Annotated in this window: 13 protein-coding genes and 1 pseudogene; 9 read left to right on the top strand and 5 right to left on the bottom strand. The window is 70.5% G+C overall.

Annotation, left to right across the window (positions count from 1 at the left end; all coding sequences use genetic code 11):
• Positions 1 to 102 precede the first annotated feature (102 nt).
• The 3 genes and pseudogenes from ACGFNK_RS06680 to ACGFNK_RS06670 form a co-directional block, all read left to right on the top strand.
• A pseudogene (locus ACGFNK_RS06680) lies at positions 103 to 594 on the top strand (4-coumarate--CoA ligase family protein); the annotation flags it as partial.
• Positions 591 to 1,325, top strand: a complete 735-nt coding sequence (locus ACGFNK_RS06675; RefSeq protein WP_393412616.1) for an enoyl-CoA hydratase family protein — start codon at positions 591 to 593, stop codon at positions 1,323 to 1,325. The pseudogene ACGFNK_RS06680 and the gene ACGFNK_RS06675, both read left to right, overlap by 4 nt.
• On the top strand, positions 1,313 to 1,918 hold the full coding sequence (locus ACGFNK_RS06670; protein ID WP_393412614.1) for a TetR/AcrR family transcriptional regulator: 606 nt from the start codon (positions 1,313 to 1,315) through the stop codon (positions 1,916 to 1,918). The genes ACGFNK_RS06675 and ACGFNK_RS06670 overlap by 13 nt, the downstream gene beginning before the upstream one ends.
• A 39-nt stretch (positions 1,919 to 1,957) precedes the next feature.
• Here the strand turns inward: ACGFNK_RS06670 and pdxH are convergent, their stop codons facing one another.
• Positions 1,958 to 2,632, bottom strand: coding sequence for a pyridoxamine 5'-phosphate oxidase (gene pdxH / locus ACGFNK_RS06665; RefSeq protein ID WP_393412612.1), 675 nt, complete (start codon positions 2,630 to 2,632; stop codon positions 1,958 to 1,960).
• Positions 2,633 to 2,939: 307 nt separating this feature from the next.
• On the opposite strand from pdxH, the gene ACGFNK_RS06660 reads away from it, so the two are divergent.
• The 3 genes from ACGFNK_RS06660 to ACGFNK_RS06650 all read left to right on the top strand — a co-directional run bounded on the left by ACGFNK_RS06660 (position 2,940) and on the right by ACGFNK_RS06650 (position 6,788).
• A complete protein-coding gene (locus tag ACGFNK_RS06660; protein ID WP_393412610.1) occupies positions 2,940 to 4,040 on the top strand; it encodes a citrate synthase 2 in 1,101 nt (366 codons plus the stop codon).
• A gap of 331 nt (positions 4,041 to 4,371) precedes the next feature.
• Entirely contained in the window at positions 4,372 to 5,196 is an 825-nt protein-coding gene (locus tag ACGFNK_RS06655) for an endonuclease/exonuclease/phosphatase family protein (RefSeq protein ID WP_393412608.1), read from the top strand.
• Between the two features lie 191 nt (positions 5,197 to 5,387).
• On the top strand, positions 5,388 to 6,788 hold the full coding sequence (locus ACGFNK_RS06650; RefSeq protein WP_393412606.1) for a PAS domain-containing protein: 1,401 nt from the start codon (positions 5,388 to 5,390) through the stop codon (positions 6,786 to 6,788).
• 10 nt (positions 6,789 to 6,798) lie between these two features.
• On the opposite strand, the gene ACGFNK_RS06645 is transcribed toward ACGFNK_RS06650, so the two are convergent.
• Complete coding sequence (locus ACGFNK_RS06645; protein WP_393413265.1) at positions 6,799 to 7,554, bottom strand: SIS domain-containing protein; 756 nt, start codon at positions 7,552 to 7,554, stop codon at positions 6,799 to 6,801.
• Between the two features lie 308 nt (positions 7,555 to 7,862).
• Between ACGFNK_RS06645 and ACGFNK_RS06640 the strand changes: the two genes are divergently transcribed.
• The gene (locus tag ACGFNK_RS06640) at positions 7,863 to 8,555 is read left to right on the top strand and encodes a metal-dependent transcriptional regulator (RefSeq protein WP_388679876.1); all 693 of its coding nucleotides are present in this window, start codon (positions 7,863 to 7,865) and stop codon (positions 8,553 to 8,555) included.
• Positions 8,556 to 9,243: 688 nt separating this feature from the next.
• Positions 9,244 to 10,104, top strand: a complete 861-nt coding sequence (locus ACGFNK_RS06635) for an alpha/beta fold hydrolase (protein ID WP_393412604.1) — start codon at positions 9,244 to 9,246, stop codon at positions 10,102 to 10,104.
• Positions 10,105 to 10,170: 66 nt separating this feature from the next.
• On the opposite strand, the gene ACGFNK_RS06630 is transcribed toward ACGFNK_RS06635, so the two are convergent.
• The 3 genes from ACGFNK_RS06630 to ACGFNK_RS06620 form a co-directional block, all read right to left on the bottom strand.
• Positions 10,171 to 11,778 (bottom strand): transporter, encoded by a 1,608-nt coding sequence (locus ACGFNK_RS06630; RefSeq protein WP_393412602.1) that lies wholly within the window; start codon positions 11,776 to 11,778, stop codon positions 10,171 to 10,173.
• On the bottom strand, positions 11,775 to 12,566 hold the full coding sequence (locus tag ACGFNK_RS06625) for an ABC transporter ATP-binding protein (RefSeq protein ID WP_393412600.1): 792 nt from the start codon (positions 12,564 to 12,566) through the stop codon (positions 11,775 to 11,777). The genes ACGFNK_RS06630 and ACGFNK_RS06625 overlap by 4 nt, the downstream gene beginning before the upstream one ends.
• A 110-nt stretch (positions 12,567 to 12,676) precedes the next feature.
• Positions 12,677 to 13,348, bottom strand: a complete 672-nt coding sequence (locus ACGFNK_RS06620; RefSeq protein WP_393412598.1) for a bifunctional DNA primase/polymerase — start codon at positions 13,346 to 13,348, stop codon at positions 12,677 to 12,679.
• Positions 13,349 to 13,672: 324 nt separating this feature from the next.
• Here ACGFNK_RS06620 and ACGFNK_RS06615 point away from each other — a divergent pair, with 324 nt between their 5' ends.
• On the top strand, positions 13,673 to 15,058 hold the full coding sequence (locus tag ACGFNK_RS06615; protein WP_393412596.1) for a transcriptional regulator: 1,386 nt from the start codon (positions 13,673 to 13,675) through the stop codon (positions 15,056 to 15,058).
• Positions 15,059 to 15,100: the final 42 nt, after the last annotated feature.

Here is a 15,100-nt window from a genome sequence, read left to right as displayed (position 1 = left end):
CTCCGCAGCGAGTACGCAGACGCCCCGGCCGTAGAAGAACCCATCCACGAGGCGGTACTGGGCAGCACCGCCGAACGGGGCGAGGCACCAGCCCTCATCGACGGCGTGGGGGAGCGCGGCGAGATCGCCATCCGCGGACCGCAGATCATGAAGGGCTACCTGGGACGCCCCGAAGCCACCACCGCGATGATCGACGAAGACGGCTGGCTGCACACCGGAGACGTCGGTTACGTCGACGCCGAGGGCTTGCTGTTCGTCGTCGACCGCGTCAAGGAGCTGATCAAGTACAAGGGCTTCCAGGTGGCCCCCGCGGAACTCGAGGCCCTCCTGCTGACGCATCCCGGCATCGCCGACGCCGCCGTCATCGGCGTGTACGACACCGACAACAACGAAGTACCGCACGCCTACGTGGTGCGCCAGCCGACGGCAGTCGACCTCACCGACGGCGAGGTCATGCAGTACGTCGCCGAACGCGTCGCCCCGTACAAGAAGATCCGGCACGTCGACTTCATCGAAGGCGTGCCCAGGGCCGTCTCCGGGAAGATCCTGCGCCGGGAACTGCGGAAACTGCGGGAACTGAGGGAGCGCGCATGACCCTGGTGCGTCAGTCGCACGAGCGCGGCATCATCACCCTCACCCTCGACTCACCGGCCAACCGCAACGCCCTGTCCATCGCCCTCGTGGCCGAACTGTCGGACGCGCTGAAGCAGTGCGGCAAGGACAGCGACGTACGCGCCGTCGTCCTCACCCACACCGGGAAGACGTTCTGCGCGGGCGCCGACCTGCGCCATCCACCGCAGCCGACGGCGCTCGTCCGGCTGCTGAGGCAGATCATCGAGCTGCGCAAACCCGTCGTGGCCCGCGTCACCGGGCACGTACGGGCGGGCGGCCTCGGCCTGCTCGGCGCCTGCGACATCGCGGCCGCCTCCGCCGAAGCCACCTTCGCCTTCACCGAGGTACGCATCGGCGTGGCGCCCGCCGTCATCTCCCTGCCGCTCCTGCCCCGCACCGACCCGCGCGCACTGAGCCGCTACTACCTCACCGGCGAGGACTTCGGACCGGCCGAAGCGGCGCGCATCGGCCTGCTGACGGCGGCCGGCAGCGACGTCGACGAGGTGCTCGAACCCGTCCTCGACGGCCTGCGCCGTGCCTCCCCACAAGGACTGCGGGAGACGAAGCGGCTGCTCACGGCTAAGGTGCTGGAGTCCTTCCACCGGGACGCCGGCGAACTGGCCGGGCTCTCGGCCCGGCTGTTCGCCTCCGCCGACGCTCGCGAGGGCATGACGGCATTCCTCGAACGACGGGATCCCCAATGGGTGCTGTGAACGCCGGGCTCGTGGACCGCGTCCCCAAGCAGGACCGCAGCCGCGCCACCCGGCAACGCCTGCTGGAAGCCGCCGTGGCCTGCCTCGCCGAACACGGCTGGGCGGGCTCCACGGTCTCCGCCGTCGCCGAACGCGCCGGGGTCTCACGCGGCGCCGCCCAGCACCACTTCCCGACCCGCGAGGACCTCTTCACAGCAGCGGTCGAGTATGTCGCCGAACAGCGCTCCACCGCCCTGCGCGCCCTCTTCCCCGACGGCCCCGCAGACCGCCGCGCCGTCGTCCGCGCCCTCGTCGACCTCTACACGGGCCCCCTGTTCCGCGCAGCCCTCCATCTCTGGGTCGCCGCCTCCAACGAGGACCAACTCCGCCCCCGCGTCACGGAGCTCGAGGCCCGCGTAGGCCGCGAGACGCACCACATCGCCGTGGAACTTCTCCACGCGGACGAATCCCGCCCCGGCGTCCGCGAAACCGTCCAGGGCCTGCTCGACATGGCCCGAGGTCTGGGCCTGGCCAACCTGCTCACGGACGACGGGGCGAGGCGGGAACGGGTCGTCGCGCAGTGGGGAAAAATCCTGGACGAGGTGCTCGACTGACCGCGCACGGACCCCGACCGCACACGGACCCCCGACCACTCAGGGACTGAGCCGCTCTACCCGCCACCCGCCGTCGGGGGTCGCGACATACCGCAGACGGTCATGCAGCCGGTTCTCCCGCCCCTGCCAGAACTCCACCGTCTGCGGCTCGACACGGAAACCACCCCAGTTCGGCGGCACCGGAACCTGCTCGCCCTCCGGGTAACGCGCCGCCAACTCCGCATACGCCGCGTCGAGCTCGGCCCGCGAAGAGACCACGGTGGACTGCGCGCTGGCCCAGGCGCCGAGCTGGGAGCCGTGCGGGCGGGTCCGGAAGTACGCGGCCGTCTCGTCGCGACCCGTACGCCGCGCGACACCGCTGACGACGACCTGGCGGGCCAGCGCATGCCAGGGGAACAGCAGCGAGACGTACGCGTTCTCCGCCAGGTCGCGCGCCTTGCGGGACTCGTAGTTCGTGTAGAAGACGAAGCCCCGCTCGTCGTACTGCTTCAGCAGCACCGTGCGCGAACTCGGCCGGCCCTCCACGCCCACCGTGGACACGACCATGGCGTTCGGCTCGTACACCGCGCCCTGAGCCGCGGCCTTCGCCGCCTGCCTGAACCAGTGCGCGAACTGCCCCATCGGGTGGTCGGCCAGCTCGGTCTCGTCGAGTCCCTCGGCCCGGTACTGCTTGCGCATCAGGGCCGGGTCGACGACAGGGTCATGGTCGGTCACGCGGTCATCTTGCCGTATCCCGATCGCCGCACACCGCGTGGTCCCCGGCGGGCGTGTGCTTCGTCACACGTGGCACTGAGTGCCGCGAACTCTCCCCAAAGGTGGCACCAAGGGATATCGTCCTGTGGCCGAAACGGGTGACCGCCCACCGCAGCGGGCATCACCGGGATACGCACGTACGTACGGACCGCGAGTCCAGCAGCGACCGCGGAACCGCACGTCGGCCACCCACCCGGCACGGACGTACGCAACCCCTGTACCGCAACCCCACGACGAACCCGTCGCCCACATCATGAGGAGCCGCCTGATGTCCGACTTCGTACCCGGACTCGAGGGAGTCGTCGCTTTCGAGACGGAGATCGCCGAACCGGACAAGGAGGGCGGCGCCCTTCGCTACCGGGGCGTCGACATCGAGGATCTGGTCGGCCACGTCTCCTTCGGCAACGTCTGGGGGCTCCTCGTCGACGGCGCATTCAATCCCGGCCTGCCGCCCGCCGAGCCCTTCCCGATCCCCGTCCACTCCGGCGACATCCGCGTGGACGTCCAGTCGGCCCTCGCCATGCTGGCACCCGTCTGGGGCCTGAAGCCCCTGCTGGACATCGACGAACAGCAGGCCCGCGAGGACCTCGCCCGCGCCGCCGTCATGGCCCTCTCCTACGTCGCCCAGTCCGCCCGCGGCCAGGGCCTGCCCATGGTGCCCCAGCGCGAGATCGACAAGGCCCAGTCCGTCGTCGAACGCTTCATGATCCGCTGGCGCGGCGAACCCGACCCCAAGCACGTCGCGGCCGTCGACGCGTACTGGACGAGCGCCGCGGAACACGGCATGAACGCCTCGACCTTCACCGCCCGCGTCATCGCGTCCACCGGCGCAGACGTGGCGGCAGCACTCTCCGGCGCGGTCGGCGCCATGTCCGGCCCCCTCCACGGCGGCGCCCCCTCCCGCGTACTCGGCATGATCGAGGAGATCGAACGCACCGGGAACGCCGAGGCCTACGTACGCCAGGCCCTCGACAAAGGCGAACGCCTCATGGGCTTCGGCCACCGCGTCTACCGCGCCGAAGACCCCCGCGCCCGAGTCCTCCGCCGCACCGCACGCGAACTCGGCGCCCCCCGCTTCGAAATCGCCGAAGCCCTGGAAAAAGCGGCCCTCGCGGAACTCCACGCCCGCCGCCCCGACCGCGTCCTCGCCACCAACGTCGAGTTCTGGGCCGCCATCATCCTCGACTTCGCCGAAGTCCCGGCCCACATGTTCACCTCCATGTTCACCTGCGCCCGCACGGCAGGCTGGTCCGCCCACATCCTGGAACAGAAGGGCACAGGCCGCCTCGTACGGCCGTCAGCGCGCTATGTGGGCCCCGGCACGCGCGACCCGCGCGAAGTCGAGGGCTACGAGGACATCGCCCACTGAGCCCGTTGGCGGGCAGCACACAGAACGCAGACGACCCGCGAGCTCTGGTCCCCTCCGAGGAGGGAGCCGGCCGGACTTACCGGCGAGCTCGCGGGTCGGGTGACTGCTTGAGATTGGGCCGGCTGCGCGTCTCTAACCCGCGCTGGTCCGGCACCGCACTGGATGTGGTGACGGGCCGCTAGCCCGCAGCCACCTCTCCTGTCCGGTTCAGATACATCTGCCGAACCACCTCCCTTCTGGATTAGTCACACCCTAGGAACCGCTCGGACTTCGTTCAACCGTTTTTTGGGTACGGCACGAATCTGCGGACTCTGGGAGGGCGGGGCAGCGCATGCGCGTGGTGACGTGGAACCTGTGGTGGCGGTTCGGGCCGTGGGAGCGGCGGCGGCAGGCGATTCTGGCTGTTCTGCGGGACTTGCGGCCGGATGTGGTCGGGCTGCAGGAGGTGTGGGCCTGCGGCGGGGAGAACCTGGCGGAGTGGCTGGCGGACGAGTTGGGGCTGTACTGGACGTGGGCCGCTTCGGAGGCGCCCGAGTGGTGGCAGCGGCGGCTCGGGGACTCGACCGTCGACTTGGGCAATGCCGTGCTCAGCCGGTGGCCCATCGTGGACCGGGCGGTGGTGCGGTTGCCGAAGCCTGACGGGGAGGACGACGGGCGGCTGGCGTTGTATACGCGGCTGGACGCGCCGGACCATCTGGTGCCGTTCTTCACGACGCACCTGACCTCCCTCGCGCACGCTTCGGCAGTGCGGTGCGAACAGGTCCGCGTTCTCGCCAGGTTCGTCGCGGATCATCGCGGCGGGACGGCGTTTCCGCCGGTCGTCACCGGGGATTTCAACGCCTGGCCCGACTCGGACGAAATCCGCCTGTTCGGCGGCTACAAAACGGCACCGGCCGTCCCCGGGCAGGTGTTCCTCGACGCCTGGGAGTACGCGGATCCGGGGACCCCGGCGGCCACCTGGGCCGCGGCCAATCCCTACATCAAGCCCGGCAATCCCGACGTCCGGATCGACTACATCCACGTCGGTCCACCGGGCCCGGACGGCCTCGGCCACGTCCGCTCGGTTCACCGCGCGGGCGACGGACCCGTCGACGGCGTATGGCCGTCCGACCACGCGGCGGTCGTCGCGGACTTGGCGCCGGGCCCGTACGGCTAGTCGGCACGGGGCCGACCGGACCTGTGAGGTGCGTTTCTGGCGTGCAACGATTTTCTTCAATCTTGTGGGAACCAGGTGTGGGCTGCGTCACGTTCGAGTTGAATGATTACTAGTGAGTGATTCGCAGTGAGGGAACGGGCGCGCGGGCGTACCGCGCAGGACACGCCGACACGGCCTGCAGGGGGTGCCAGGTGAGTGCTTCCCGGCGTAGTGGGACCACGGACGAGCTGGGGCCGCAGGAGCCCGAGCGGGACGGGTCCGATCTGCTTGCCGCTTTGCTGGATGGGATGGACGCGGCGTTGTGCGCTTTTGACGCCGACGGTGTCGTGACCCATTGGAATCGTGAGGCGGAGCGGATTCTCGGGTGGAGCGCGGACGAGGCGGTCGGGCGGCACGGGTTCGCCGGGTGGGCCGTGCGGACCGCGGACGCCGAGGAGGTCGAGAGCCGGCTGATGTCGGCGATGCACGCCCCGGGCCGGCAGGTGCACGAGTTCGCGCTGCTCACCAAGGAGGGCGGACGGGTCCTCGTACGAACCCAGTCCGCGGCCGTGCGTGGGCCCAACGGGAAGCCCGCAGGGGTCTACTGCGCCTTCAGTGAGGTGCACGCGCAGATAGATCTGGAACGGTCGATCGCCCTGAGCGAGGCGTTGCTCGAGGACGCGTCATGGGGCGTCGTACTCGTCGACGCCGATCTGCGGCCCGCCGTCGTCAACGCCCACGCGGCTCGCGCGCTCGGCATAGGGCGTACGGCCGTACTGGGGCGCCCCCTGGGCGAGCTGCTCGCGCAGGGTGTCGAGGAGCTGGAGAGCGCGCTCGCGCATGTGCTCGCCGAGGGGGCGCCGCCCGCGCTCGCCGAGATGTGGGTGACCGTGCGGACGCCGGAGGGCGAGAAGCGGCGGTGCTGGCGGAGCGGCTTCCTGCGGCTGTCCTCGCCGCTCGCGGAAGAACCCGTTCCGCTCGGTGTCGGCTGGCTCTTCCAGGACGTGACGGTGAGCAAGCAGGGCGAGCAGGAGGCCTCGCAGCTGCGGTTCCGGGCCAACCAGCTGCACCGTGCCGCGCGCGCGGCGGCCGAGTGCGAGGACCCGGCCGAGGCCGCAGTCGTCCACCTGGACTTCTCGCTGGCCGGCTTCGCCGACCATGCGCTGATCGACCGGGTCGCGGGCGGCTCCGTACGGGACGGCGAGGAGGCGGTGCGTCTCGTACGGGCCGCCGCCACACCCTCGGGCGCTCCGGGCCCGAGCCTGCCGGCCGACGGACGTGCCGGACTGCCCGTGCGGTATGCCGAGGGGCATCCCGCCCTCCAGTGTGTGGAGCGGATCGGTTCCGTACGGGCCAGCGCCGGCGCGTCCGATCCCGAGCAGATCCGCGAGTGGGCCGTCGCCCGCCAGTGGTCGGCCGACGCGGTGCACGCCCTGTGTGCGGTGCTGCGCAGCCGGGGGCGGACCCTGGGCGTCGTGACGTTCCTGCGGGGCGCCAGCCGTACGCAGTTCGAGCGGGCCGACGCGATGTACGCGGAGGATGTCGGGGTGCGGATCGCCGCGCTGCTGGACCTGGCGGACGAGCGCTTTGCGGAGGGGCGGGAGCGGGGCTGAGCCGCGTACCTCACTGCCGGTAGAAGATCCGGTCCGCGTACTCCTCGAAGACGCGGGCGTTCCATTCGTGGCCCCCGTCCACGTTCCCCGAGCGCAGGAGCGGGGGCTCGATGCCGCGGTCCGCGAGAGCGCCGGCCGCCGTGGCCATGACCGCCTGGAGGAGCGCCGACGTGACGATGCCGGAGGCGGGGGCGAAGGGGGCGGGGACAGTGTCGAGGGTGAGTTCCGCGTCGCCGACCGCGATCTTCGAGTCGAGGACGATGTCGCAGTGGTCCTTCAGGTACGTACCCGAGACATGCCGGGACTTCGTCTCGGAGGCGTACGCGACCGACGTGACCCCGATGACCTTGAGACCTTTGGCGCGGGCGTTCATGGCCATCTCGACGGGGAGGGCGTTGCGTCCGGAGAGGGAGATGATCACGAGGAGGTCTCCCGCGCGCGCGGGGCTGGAGTCGAGGACGGCGCCCGCTAGGCCGTCGACGCGTTCCAGGGCGGAGCCGAGTGTGGCCGGCATGACGTCCACGCCGACGGCGCCCGGTACGCCGAGCAGGTTCATGAGCGCGAGGCCGCCCGCCCGGTAGACGATCTCCTGCGCGGCCAGCGAGGAGTGTCCGGCGCCGAAGGCGAACAGCCGCCCCTCGGCGGCGACCGTGTCGGCGACCAGCGTCCCGGCGGCCGCGATGCCCTCGGCCTCCTCGTCCCGCACCCGCTCCAGCAGGCCGATCGCGGCATCGAAGAATCGCCCGCCCAGCTCGCTCCCACTGATAGTCACCGGCGAAGCCCCTTCGAAGTCGCGTCTCTGAGCCCGTCGGGGAGTCACTGAACTGCCGCCCCGCCACAGCCGCACTCCCGATCGTGCCGCGGATCACGTTGCGGTCTGGACCAGTGCGCTGTCAATACGGCCCGATCAGGCCGGGCACGGAGGCAGTCCCGTACCCGCCACGGAGAATCCGTAACCCCCTGCTTTCGCCCGCGCGGCACGGTTGTCAGTCCGATGCGTCAGAATTGACGTCAGGGCCAGCGCACACGCCGGTGAGCCACTCAGCCTCCGGCAGATCTCATCAAGGGGCACGTATGTCCGGACTGATCGACACCACGGAGATGTATCTCCGCACCATCCTCGAGCTGGAGGAGGAAGGTGTGGTCCCCATGCGCGCCCGGATCGCCGAGCGGCTCGACCAGAGCGGGCCGACGGTCAGCCAGACGGTGGCGCGGATGGAGCGCGACGGTCTGGTGGCGGTCGCCACCGACCGGCATCTGGAGCTCACGGACGAGGGCCGTCGGCTGGCCACGCGCGTGATGCGCAAGCACCGTCTCGCGGAGTGCCTGCTCGTCGACGTGATCGGTCTGGAGTGGGAGCAGGTGCACGCCGAGGCCTGCCGCTGGGAGCACGTGATGAGCGAGGCGGTCGAGCGCCGCGTACTGGAGTTGCTGCGCCACCCGACCGAGTCGCCGTACGGGAATCCGATCCCGGGCCTGGAGGAGCTGGGCGAGAAGGACGGCGCCGACCCGTTCCTGGACGAGGGCATGGTCTCGCTGGCCGACCTGGACCCAGGGACCGACGGCAAGACGGTCGTCGTACGCCGCATCGGTGAGCCCATCCAGACGGACGCCCAGCTGATGTACACGCTGCGGCGGGCCGGTGTGCAGCCCGGCTCGGTGGTCAGCGTGACGGAGTCGGCGGGCGGCGTCCTGGTGGGCAGCGGCGGCGAGGCGGCCGAGCTGGAGGCGGACACGGCTTCACATGTTTTCGTAGCGAAGCGCTGACGCCGAGTGATCGGGCGGGTTAGGGTTCCAACCTCCTCGTAGGGTCGGCCGAAGGGGCGGCTCCGGCGTGGGGAGGTTGCCCCGGGCGCCGATCGGCGGGGGTGGGGCCCGGTCGGTTCGCCTGTGCCACCGGGGTGGCCGGACGCACCACATACATCGAAGCCATCGATGACCCGACCTGACACGACTATCAACTCGCCTTTCTTTGCGGGCAGTTGACTGTTCCGAAGCGCAGCGCATTCACGGGTTGCGTGTAAGTCTGTCTCTGGGAGGAGGGGGAGGCATATGCGCCACGGAATGTTCGAGGGCCCCGGCGCCCTGCGGCGCCGGGGCCTGTCCTCCCCTGTGCTGACCCGGAGCCCCGAGCTCTCAAGGTCATCCCCTGCGGACCGATTTCCCCGAGCGGCCCGCCTCCCGCTGAAGATCTCCCCGCGGCGGCGGCGATCAATCACTGAACGAGGTCACTCGAACGAGGGGTGTTACCGTGCAGAGAGCGCATTTTCGAACGCCTATTCGATAGCGTGGTGACAGAACCACCGTACGGCACGCTGGAACAAGCAACGGGCACATCCAACGGCACAACCAACAAGCACAACCAACAGGAGCAGCAGCACGACGAGTCAGTACGAGCCCAGCGGCCACTCGTGCGGGACGAGCGGGCCGAGTGGATCAAGGGGGGTGCCAACGTATGGTGCGGCGCATCGACGTGACCGGAGCGGACGGCGTACGCCTCGCCGCGTGGGAGTTCGCCGATCCTCCCAAGACCGGGGAGATCGAGCGATCGCCGGGCGTGCTGTTACTGCACGGCCTGATGGGCCGTGCCTCGCACTGGGCGTCCACCGCCCGCTGGCTCTCCGAGCGGCATCGCGCCGTCGCACTCGACCAGCGCGGCCACGGCCAGAGCGACAAGCCCTCCGAGGGCCCGTACACACGTGACGCCTACGTCGGGGACGCCGAGGCCGCGCTCGAACAGCTCGGTCTCGCCCCGGCCGTCCTGATCGGCCACTCCATGGGCGCGCTGACCGCCTGGCAGCTCGCCGCGAAGCGCCCCGACCTGGTCCGCGGCCTGATCATCTGCGATATGCGGGCCTCCGCGCTCGGCGCGGCCTCACAGCGCGAATGGGAGGCATGGTTCAAGTCCTGGCCCGTCCCCTTCGCCACACTCGCCGACGTCCGCAAGTGGTTCGGCGAGGACGATCCCTGGGTGGAGCGCCCGAACCCGTCCCGTGGCGAGTTCTACGCCGAGGCCATGGCCGAGTCCGACGACGGCTGGCGCCCCGTCTTCGAGCCCGAACAGATGCTGAAGTCACGCGAGACATGGGTGTACGACGCGCACTGGGAGGAGCTGGCCCAGGTCCGCTGCCCCGCCCTCGTCGTACGCGGCCTCGACGGCGAACTGGGCCGGGCCGAGTCCCAGGAGATGGTCCGCGTCCTCCCCCACGGCCAGTACGCGGAGGTCGCCGACGCCGGCCACCTCGTGCACTACGACCAGCCGGAGGCTTGGCGGGGGGCGATCGAGCCTTTCCTGGACGGCGTACTCACCGGGTGAGGCGACGAGTGCTCAGGGGTGAGACCTCGGCTTCACCCCTGACGCATCCCTGACCGCACTCCTGCTTCACCCCTTGCTGACCGCCGCCAAAATCTCCGGCAGCCGCGCCGCCGTCCGCGGTGCGGCCAGTCGCAGCCCAAGCAGGGTGATCCCCGCCCCGTACGCGGTCCCCAGCGGCAGCAGCAGCCACGTCCAGTTCTCGCCGCTCGCCGACACATGCAGCCAGATCGTGAGCGCGATGACCGGTGCGCACAGCAGGGCCGCCGCGACCATGCCGCCGAAGATGGAGATCCAGGCGAGGCCCGCCTGGCCGGGGGCCACGTTCTTGTAGCCCTCCTGCGGGATCGAGTACGGGAAGCGCGCGGAGGACCAGGCCCCGGTGGCCAGCATCGCGCCGAGCAACGCGAACGACAGGCCCAGTGCCTCGGGCAGGGCGGGCCAGTCGCCGAGCATCGCCGTGGTCAGGACAGTCACGAGGGTCGCGTACGGCAGCGTGATCAGCAGCAGGGCCAGCGCCCGGCCCCGCAGCTCGACATACGCGTCCCGGGTGGAGGAAATCGTCAGCGCGACCATCCAGAACGCGGACGTGTCCTGCCCGAACTGGTTGTACATCAGGATTCCGAGCATTCCGGCGGCGAAGCAGGCGAGGTAGACCGAGCCGGTGCCCTGCAGCGCGTTGAACACCGGCACGATCAGGCCGACCGCGAGATAGGTCACCCACGCGGCCTTCGTCTTCGGATCGCGCCACACATACCGCAGGCTGCGCTCCATGACCGTGCCCGTGCGTCCGGCGGGCAGCAGCCGGGACAGGCCGGACGAACGGCCCGCTGTGTCCCGTGCGGGCTCGGCGGCCTGGAGGGTGGAGCCGTCCGGCGAAGTCATCAGCCGGGTCAGACTCCGCTGCCAGAGGGCCAGCAGTGCCACCAACGCTCCAGCACTCAGGGCGAGTTGGGCGGCTCCAGTGGCGTACGAGCCCTCGCTCACCGAGTCCACCGCGCCGATCGCCGAGGCGGGCGGCACCCAGCGCAGCACCTCGGCCGCCGGATCCAGTGTGGACAGACCCGAGGAACCGAGCTTCTGCGCACCGAAGTTGACGAGCTGTGCGCCCACGGCGATCACCAGGCCGCTCAGCACGGCGAGATCGCGGCCCTTACGGCTGGTCAGCAGCCGGACGTTGGCCGCGGCGACGGCACGCGCGAGGGCCACGCAGATGAGCAGCGCGAGGACGGTCGCGACGACCCCGGTGACGAACGCGGCCACGCCGTGCGCCATCGCGATCACGGAACCGGCGAACATGCACAGCGTGAACAGCGGCCCGATACCGACCAGCGAGGCCACCAGCAGGGCACGCACGAGCGGGCGCGGGCGCAGCGGCAGCATCACCAGGCGGGTGGGGTCGAGCGTCTCGTCGCCGCTGGGGAAGAACAGGGGCATCACGGCCCAGCCGAGCGCCAGGATGGCGGTGAGCAGCACGGTGACGCTCGCCGCGTGCGTGTTGCCGCGCAGCGCGATCAGGCCGATGAGCTGGAGCGCGGCGAAAAGCAGAGTGAAGACGATCGACGCGACGTACGCGGCCCGCCGTCCGGCCGACTGCCGCAGACCGTTGCGCAGCAGGGACAGCTTCAGGCGTACGAAGACGGGGGTGACCGATTCGACGAAAGTGGCCGTGGTCATCGGGCGCCGCCGCCCAGCCAGTCGAGGTCGGAACCGGTGTCGCGGCCGTTCGCCCCGACGAGTTCGAGGAACGCCTGCTGGAGCGAGCGCTCCGTGCCGCGCACCTCGGCGAGCGTGCCGTGGGCGCGGATGCGGCCCGCGGCCATCACGGCGACCCAGTCGCACAGCGACTCGACCAGCTCCATGACGTGGGAGGAGAAAACGACGGTGGCGCCGGAGGCGGTGTAACGCTCCAGGACGCCACGGATGGTCTGCGCGGAGACGGGGTCGACGCCCTCGAACGGCTCGTCCAGGAAGAGGACTTCGGGGTTGTGGAGGAGTGCGGAGGCGAGGGCGATCTTCTTCCGCATCCCGGTCGAGTAGTCGACGACGAGCTTGTGTTGGGCACCGGCCAGGTCGAGTACGTCCAAGAGCTGGGTGGCCCGCTTGTCGACCTCGGCACCGGGCAGCCCCCGCAACCGCCCGGTGTACGCGAGGAGTTCCCGCCCCGACAGCCGCTCGAACAGCCGCAGCCCTTCGGGCAGAACCCCGATACGGGCCTTGACCTGAGCCGGATCCCGCCACACGTCGTGCCCGACCACCTCGACGGACCCCTGGTCGGGCCGCAACAGTCCGGTCACCATCGACAACGTGGTGGTCTTCCCGGCCCCGTTGGGTCCGACCAGCCCGATGAACCGCCCCGCGGGCAACTCCAGATCAACCCCCGCAACAGCAACCTGCTCCCCGAACCGCTTCCACAACCCCTGCACCCGCACGGCGACTTCGCCCACCCTGGTTCCCTCGGTCATGGGGTGCACGATACGGGCCGACCATGGCCCGCAGGCAGGTATGCGAGGGACGGGGCAGCGCCCCTCAAGGGGCGCAGGGCTGTTGTCGATCTGCGGCTCCGCCGTACCACCTAGCCGCGAAGCGAACGCCGTACATCCCGCCCACACGCGTAAGCGATCGGCGAGATCAACTCCTCCGCGTCGGGCAACCATCGGTTGGCGGGCGTGGGCCGGCAGGCCCACTGAACCCGCCCGTGCGCCCCGAACCGCGTAGGCGGCGCAGCCACATACGTCCCCTCCCCGAGCACATCCAGATCGAGCGAGGCGAGCGGCCACCCCAACTTCCGTACAAGATCAGGCATTTTCGCCGTGGCCCCCGGCAGCACGAAGAACTGCACCCGCCGATCCGGAGTACAGGTCACCGGCCCCAGCGACAGCTGCATCCGCTTCATCCGGGCCAGCGCAAGAAACCCCGCGGTCTCCGGAACGGAAATCGCGTCGAACGTACGCCCCGTGGGCAGCAGGATCGAAGCAGTCGGCTGCTTGGCCCACAGCCGCCGCGCAACGGTCGCACTGCCCGTCGCCTGCGTCGGCCAGTCTTCCCGCGCCGGATGCGCGCCGGGTGCGATGCAGGAGGACTCGCCGCACGAGCAGCGCTGCACCCCGTCGACGGCTTCCAGGCAAGTGCCGGGAAACACGTCCCAGTGGCGCTCTTCGGCATAGCGCACGGCGATGTCCTGCAGAGTCTCCCCGCGCTGCTTGGGGATCCGCGCGGTTTCGGTGCTCGTGATCGTCTCTTCCATGCTCAGCTCAACTCCCGCACCCACCTCGCGTTACGGCCCCGACGTGCGCGGTGGGGGAGCACCGTTTTCGCGTGTGGGGCGCATGGATGCATGGGTGGGGGCGCGCACGGGCAACGGCAGCGGGGGCTGGGTAGCCACGTGTGGGGGACGGCACCAGCCATTACCCCGGCAATCCTCATATGTCCCGCATGTTCGGTATGTCGGCGGGGCATTGATCTTCGAGGCCGGAACTTTTCGCTCCTCTCACGGAAGCCCGAAGTTGCGGCCGCTGAGGACACGTCTACTCGGTGCGTGGGCAGGCACCGCAGCCACAGGGGGTACGCCATGGCCGCAAGGCCGCTCGTCGCAAGGCAGCCGAACGAACGACTGCAGGCGCTCATCCAGGAAGCGGGCTGCTCGAACGCCGGGCTGGCCCGCCGGGTCAATATGTGCGGCGCGGAACACGGTCTCGATCTGCGCTACGACAAAACGTCCGTGGCGCGCTGGCTGCGCGGGCAGCAGCCACGCGGGCGGGCGCCGGCCATCATCGCCGAGGCGCTGGGCCGCAAGCTGGGCCGCACGGTCACGATCGACGAGATCGGGATGGCGAACGGCAAGAACCTCGCCTCCGGGGTGGGCCTGCAGTTCTCGCCGACCGTCCTCGGCGCCATAGAGCAGGTCTGTGAGCTGTGGCGCAGCGACGTGGGGCGGCGGGACTTCCTGTCCGGTTCGTCCGTCGCCGCCTCCGCGCTCGTCGAGCCGAGCCGCGACTGGCTGATCTCCTCGCCGGATGCCCAGGTGGCGCGCTCGGCGGGACCGCGGGTCGGGTCGGCGGACGTGGCGGCCGTGAAGGCGATGACACAGGCGCTGGTGGATCTGGACCACCAGCACGGCAGCGGGCACGTACGCCCGGTGGTCGTGCACTACCTGAACAGCGTCGTCTCCGGGCTGCTGGCGGGCTCGTACCGGGAAGCCGTCGGGCGTGAACTGTTCGCGGCGGTCGCGCGGTTGACGGAGCTGGCGGGCTATATGGCCGTCGACACCGGGCAGCCGGGGCTCGCGCAGCGCTACTACATCCAGGCGCTGCGGCTCGCGCAGGCGGCGGGCGACCGCGGGTACGGCGGGTACGTACTGGCCGCGTCCATGAGCCACCTGGCCGCGCAGCTCGGCAATCCGCGGGAGATCGCGCAGTTGGCGCGGGCGGCGCAGGAGGGCGCGCGCGGGCGTGTGACGCCGCGTGCGGAGGCGATGTTCCACGCCGCCGAGGCGCGTGGGCACGCGCTGATGGGCGACGCACGGGCGGCCCAGGTGGCGTCGGGGCGTGCGGTCAACGCCATGGAGGCGGCCGACGACGCGTCCGGGGACGATCCGCGGTGGATCGCGCACTTCGACGAGGCATATCTGGCCGATGAGTTGGCGCATTGTCATCGTGATCTCGGGCAGGCCCAAGCGGCCGCTCGGTGTGCGGAGGAGTCCCTCGCCGGGCATCCGGAGTCGCGCGCGCGGCGGCGCGCGATCGGCTTCGTCCTGCTGGCCACCGCGCAGTTGCAGCAGCGTGAGGTGGAACAGGCCTGCCATACGGGGATGAAGGCCGTCGAACTACTCGACACGCTCCGGTCCAACCGTGGCGCCGAGTACCTGGAGGACTTCCAGCAGCGGCTGGAGCCGTACCAGGACGAGCCTGCGGTACGGGAGTTCGGGGCGCGGATGGATCTGCAGGCGGCAGCGTGACGGGGGCATTATCGGCGTTCCGCGCGGAGATTCCGTTACGCG

It is taken from the genome of Streptomyces sp. NPDC048825 (assembly GCF_043198355.1).
Lineage (GTDB): Bacteria > Actinomycetota > Actinomycetes > Streptomycetales > Streptomycetaceae > Streptomyces > Streptomyces xiangluensis.
The sequence above is the reverse complement of the archived record's forward strand: the minus strand, read 5'-3'. Positions and strand labels throughout refer to the sequence as shown.

Bases quoted from the DNA above. Each gene is read 5' to 3' on its own strand.
- ACGFNK_RS06620 (WP_393412598.1), bottom strand. From the start codon at position 13,348: ATGGAAGAGACGATCACGAGCACCGAAACCGCGCGGATCCCCAAGCAG.
- ACGFNK_RS06670 (WP_393412614.1), top strand. From the start codon at position 1,313: ATGGGTGCTGTGAACGCCGGGCTCGTGGACCGCGTCCCCAAGCAGGAC.
- ACGFNK_RS06660 (WP_393412610.1), top strand. From the start codon at position 2,940: ATGTCCGACTTCGTACCCGGACTCGAGGGAGTCGTCGCTTTCGAGACG.
- ACGFNK_RS06655 (WP_393412608.1), top strand. From the start codon at position 4,372: ATGCGCGTGGTGACGTGGAACCTGTGGTGGCGGTTCGGGCCGTGGGAG.
- ACGFNK_RS06635 (WP_393412604.1), top strand. From the start codon at position 9,244: ATGGTGCGGCGCATCGACGTGACCGGAGCGGACGGCGTACGCCTCGCC.
- ACGFNK_RS06630 (WP_393412602.1), bottom strand. From the start codon at position 11,778: ATGACCACGGCCACTTTCGTCGAATCGGTCACCCCCGTCTTCGTACGC.
- ACGFNK_RS06640 (WP_388679876.1), top strand. From the start codon at position 7,863: ATGTCCGGACTGATCGACACCACGGAGATGTATCTCCGCACCATCCTC.
- ACGFNK_RS06625 (WP_393412600.1), bottom strand. From the start codon at position 12,566: ATGACCGAGGGAACCAGGGTGGGCGAAGTCGCCGTGCGGGTGCAGGGG.
- ACGFNK_RS06675 (WP_393412616.1), top strand. From the start codon at position 591: ATGACCCTGGTGCGTCAGTCGCACGAGCGCGGCATCATCACCCTCACC.
- ACGFNK_RS06615 (WP_393412596.1), top strand. From the start codon at position 13,673: ATGGCCGCAAGGCCGCTCGTCGCAAGGCAGCCGAACGAACGACTGCAG.